Genomic DNA, 4,439 nt, shown 5'->3' on the forward strand with positions numbered 1-4,439 from the left:
ATTTTCGGGACGACTGCGCGGCAACAGTGATAAGGGCCGAGCAGATTCACTTCGATCACCTTTCGCCAGTCGTCCGCCGGAATTTCCCAGGTCGCCTTCGTGACGCCCGGAATACCCGCGTTGTTCACGAGGATGTCAATACTGCCAAAATGTTGGAACGTCGCGTCAGCTGCGGCTTGTGTGGAGTCGGGGTTGGTGACATCCACAGTGACCGTGTGGATCTGGCCGCGAGCCTCGAGGCTTTTCGCGGCTTCAGCAAGGCGCGCCGCGTTCATGTCCCACAAACTGCAGGCCGCGCCGGAGTCCAGCAACCGTTGCGCAATGGCATAGCCGATGCCGCGCGCGCCGCCAGTGACGACTGCTTTCCTTCCACCAAGATCAATCTTGTTCATGCGTTGTGTTTTGGTCGCTGCCTTCACGCGGGTCAATCCAAAACCAACAAATTGCGCCCGCCAGCCCTATAATTGCCCCAAGGCTGATTCCCCATGTCCATCCGAGTCTCGCGCTGACCCACGGAGTGATCATCGGCGCGAGCAACCCTATGCCGTTGCCGCCGGTGTTCATGATCGCCGCCGCGGTTCCACCCCGTCTCCTTCCGAGTTCGACCGCCGTGGTCCAAAACGCGCCTTCACAAAGTCCAAGGACTCCAAGGGAGAGCGTAAACCAAAGCACGATCCAGAACGGTTGTTTTGCGAAGATGCCGAACAACAGCAACACCGAGCTGCCAGTCATCCCAATGCGTGGAACGAGCGACCGCCCCGCGGCTGGACTGAACGATCGCTTCACCGAGTCTGTAAGCCAGCCGCCGAACGGCATGCAGACCGCCATCGCGAGGTTTGGCAAACCAGCGTAAAAGCGGCTCTCGGTTTTCCCCATGCGCAGCACTTCGTCGAAATAATAATGCATCCAGTAAAAGAAGAGATATTGGAAGTAACCGACGGCCGCGTAGCTCAATGTCAGCAGGATCAGGCTTCGGTTATGAAGAAGACCTGCAAAGCCCGGCGATGACCGACCTGTAGTCGCATCCATGGGAGCCGGGGGCGCCCCGGTTCTGGACCCGACAAGAGTCTTTCCTTCGCCCGGATGATCCGAGGAACAGAAGAACCAGATCAAGGCCAGCGCCGCCGTGCCGCCGCCTGAAATCAAAAACGCATTGGGCCAGTCGAAGCGATCAATTAACGCTCCGAACAGAGGATGAACCGCCGCATAAGCGAGCAGAGCGGCTCCGGTGATCAATCCGTTTGCGAACGCATGCTGGCGATCCGGAAACCAATTTGCCACGGCGCGGGCGCTCGCAGGGTGAAGCGGCGTGGTAAACAGGCCCATCAACGAACGCACCAGCAACAGGGAAAGCCACACCTGACTCGTTGCAATAAACCCCCACCCGATCATTCCTGTAAACGCGCAGAACAGGGCCGTGCCTATGCCCATGGCCGCCAGAGCGAGACGCGGCCCGAAACGATCGATGAAGAGCCCGCCTGGAATCATGAAAATCGTGTAAATGAGGAGGAGCCCGGTATAGACAACGCCCATTTGTTCGGCCGAGATGCCGAACTGTTTCATGATCCGCTCGTCACCCGCGTTCGCCATGCTGGCACGGTTGAAGTGGTTGCAGAAACAAAGTGCCATCATGAGCACGAGAATGCGCCAGCGGATTGGCGAAAGAGGCTGCCCCGTGGAATTGGCGTCCGGCAGACCGGCGTGAGCGGCTGGTTGGTTCATGAGGCTGCGGATTACAGGCCGGATTCTGCGACGAGATACTTTTTGATGAACTTCTCGTTGAGCGTAATGCCGAGACCGGGACCGTCAGGCATCGAAATCCATCCGTCCTTCGCCTGAAGTTTCTCGCGCGTCAATTCGTGGCGCATCGGCGAGTCATCGACACAATCCTCGAAGATGAAGGCGTCGCGGCAGGTGCAAAGCCAGTGAAGACTCGCCGCTACGGTGATCGGGCTGGTATAACAATGGTTGCAGAGACGCGCGCCGATTTCCTCGACGCGGGCTCGAATGTAGGCAGCGTCAGTGAAACCATTTCGCGAGAGATCGACTTGATAAACATCCAGCGCGCGTCGGTCGATCAACGGGCGAAATGATTCGCGTCCGCATTCCTGCTCGCCCGCGGCGATCGATACCGGCGAGCGGTCGCGCAGCCACGCATAACCCTCCACGTCACCGGGGCGCAACGGCTCCTCCAGCCATCCAATCTTGGACTCTGCGAACGCATGGACGCGGTTCAAGGCGGTGCGCGCGTCCCAGATACAGCCGGCGTCGATCAATAAAGTGGCCTCATCGCCGACACCTTCGCGCGCGCCGCGGACCAGTTCGATGTCGAGCGCTTCGCTTTGGCCCATCGGCTCCCAACCGAATTTCACGGCCTGATAGCCGGCCTCGACCCATCGCTGGCCGATCTCCTTCGTTTGCCGGCCGTCGCGGCCGAAGAGGACAGAAGCATAGGCCTTGATGCGGTCGTGCTGCTTGCCGCCGAGCAGGCGATGGATTGGTTGCTTGAAATATTTCCCCTTGAGGTCCCACAACGCCATGTCCACCGCAGCCATTGCGCAAATGGTCACGGAACTGCGGCCGAAATACATCGTGCGCCGGTTCATTTTTTGCCAGAGCCGCTCTGTTTCCAGCGGGTTTTCCCCGATCAGAATTTCACGCAGACCGCAGGCGATGTTGTGGCTGTAGGGTGCGTCAATGATGGCCTTGATGACTTCCGGGGACGCGTCCGCCTCCCCGATGCCTTCCAGTCCATCATCAGTGCGAACGCGAACCAGCGCCACATCCTGGCAACTGGCCGTTTTCTTCTGCACCGACTCGACGCGGAGAATCTGGCAGGTGACTTGGGCGATCTTCATGGGCGATGGGAAATCGAGTCAGGGAGGGTAGGGTTGGCGTGCGTTTGCCAGAGTTCCAAAAAAACCCAGGACGCCATTGCGCGGTTCAAACGGCGAAAGCCTTCCTCAGCATCTCGATGCTCTTCGGTACGGCCACGTCCGGATTCTCCTTGCCTTCAAATTCGAGAGAGACGTATCCGTCGTAGCTCGCGTCGGACAAAATCCTGGCGACACGCTGGTAATCGAGGTCGAGCGTGTACCACTCGCCGCCGCCGTGATAAGTCTTTGCCTGCACGAACACCGCCTTCGATGCGATTTGCTTCAACTTGTCGTACGGGTTTTCAAGAAAATTCCCCGTGTCCATGAGGACGCCGAGCCAGGGCGAGTTGATCGCATTGACAATGCGCAGCAGACCTTCGGGCGTGCGGGCGAGGCCCCAATGATTTTCCAGCGCGAGGATCACACCGCATTCTTCGGCCTTGGCCAGACAGCGTTGAATGCCGTCAATGCACCACTTGAATCCTTCCTCCTCGGTGTGACCGGCAAGAATCGGCTCGATGCCGCGATTTGCCATGAGCGTGTCGAAATCCACCGTGTTCCAACGCCCGGTATTGATGCGAATGCAAGGAATGGCAAGTTGATAGGCGATCTCGATGCACTTCTTCGTGTGCTCCACGTTTTCGTCGATAACTTCCGGCTTCGGACTGACAAAATTCTGATGCGTGGACAGGCAGATCAAATCAAGCCCATTGGTGTAAGCCAGTCGCTTCAGTTTGTTGCAATAGGCGCGTCCCGCGGCGTCGAACGGCGCCTTTTCCTCGATGTCCATTTGCCGATGCAGGATGTCGACCCCGCTGACACCAATCTCGGCGGACTTCTCGATCACTGTTTCAATCGAAACCTTCGGGGGACGAAAATGCCAGTAAGAGTAGGTCGAGATGCCGAGTTTGACGCGCCCTTTGCGCGGAGTTTGTCCAATCGTGGATTGGGCATCCAGCGAGAGGGAAGTTGCCGTACACGCGGCGGCGCCGAGAAAAGCCCTGCGGGAAAGTTTCATAGTGAATGGAGTTGTAAACCAAGCCGGTGCTTATCGCCACTAAAAAGCCGCAATGGAAAAACTGAAAGGGAGCAAGTTGCGCTGTGAGGAACCGTACCGGTATCCCTACAAGGCAATCGGGATCGGAACGAATGTGTTGTGATTCTCGATGGCGAAGACTAATATTTGGGCATTCAGCTATGTCTCATGCCGGTCTGAGATGCTACTTCCGAATTCTGCTGGGCGCCGTTGCGTTGCGAACTGTCGCCGCGCCGATTGCGGGCCCCAGACCGGAAGAGATCGAGTTTTTCGAGCAGAAAATCCGGCCCGTGCTCGTCGAGCGTTGCTACAAGTGCCACAGTACATCCTCGGAAAAAATCAAAGGCGACCTGTTGCTCGACACCAGAGCTGGCATGCTCAAGGGCGGTGAATCGGGCAAACCAGCCATCCTCGCGGGCGACCCTGAGCGCAGTCGCCTCATTGAAGCAATTCGTTACACGAACGACGATCTCCAGATGCCGCCGAAAAAGGCGGGCGGCAAATTGGGTGACGAACAAATTGCCGAT

At 57.9% G+C, this 4,439-nt stretch carries 5 protein-coding genes; 1 reads left to right on the plus strand and 4 read right to left on the minus strand.

Features of this window, described 5'->3' with window-relative positions:
• The 4 genes from VN887_16340 to VN887_16355 all read right to left on the minus strand — a co-directional run.
• On the minus strand, positions 1-392 hold a 392-nt coding region (locus VN887_16340; protein ID HXT41577.1), incomplete at its 3' end, for an SDR family oxidoreductase.
• On the minus strand, positions 379-1,722 hold the full coding sequence (locus VN887_16345) for an MFS transporter (protein ID HXT41578.1): 1,344 nt from the start codon (positions 1,720-1,722) through the stop codon (positions 379-381). The genes VN887_16340 and VN887_16345, both read right to left, overlap by 14 nt.
• An 11-nt stretch (positions 1,723-1,733) precedes the next feature.
• A complete protein-coding gene (locus VN887_16350; GenBank protein ID HXT41579.1) occupies positions 1,734-2,858 on the minus strand; it encodes a mandelate racemase/muconate lactonizing enzyme family protein in 1,125 nt (374 codons plus the stop codon).
• A gap of 85 nt (positions 2,859-2,943) precedes the next feature.
• Positions 2,944-3,894: a sugar phosphate isomerase/epimerase family protein gene (locus tag VN887_16355; protein ID HXT41580.1), complete on the minus strand. Its 951-nt coding sequence runs from the start codon at positions 3,892-3,894 to the stop codon at positions 2,944-2,946.
• Positions 3,895-4,073: 179 nt separating this feature from the next.
• Here VN887_16355 and VN887_16360 point away from each other — a divergent pair.
• The coding region (locus VN887_16360; protein HXT41581.1) for a c-type cytochrome domain-containing protein at positions 4,074-4,439 on the plus strand (366 nt) is incomplete at its 3' end.

Origin of the sequence: Candidatus Angelobacter sp. (assembly GCA_035607015.1) — a bacterium.
Taxonomy (GTDB): Bacteria; Verrucomicrobiota; Verrucomicrobiia; order Limisphaerales; family AV2; genus AV2.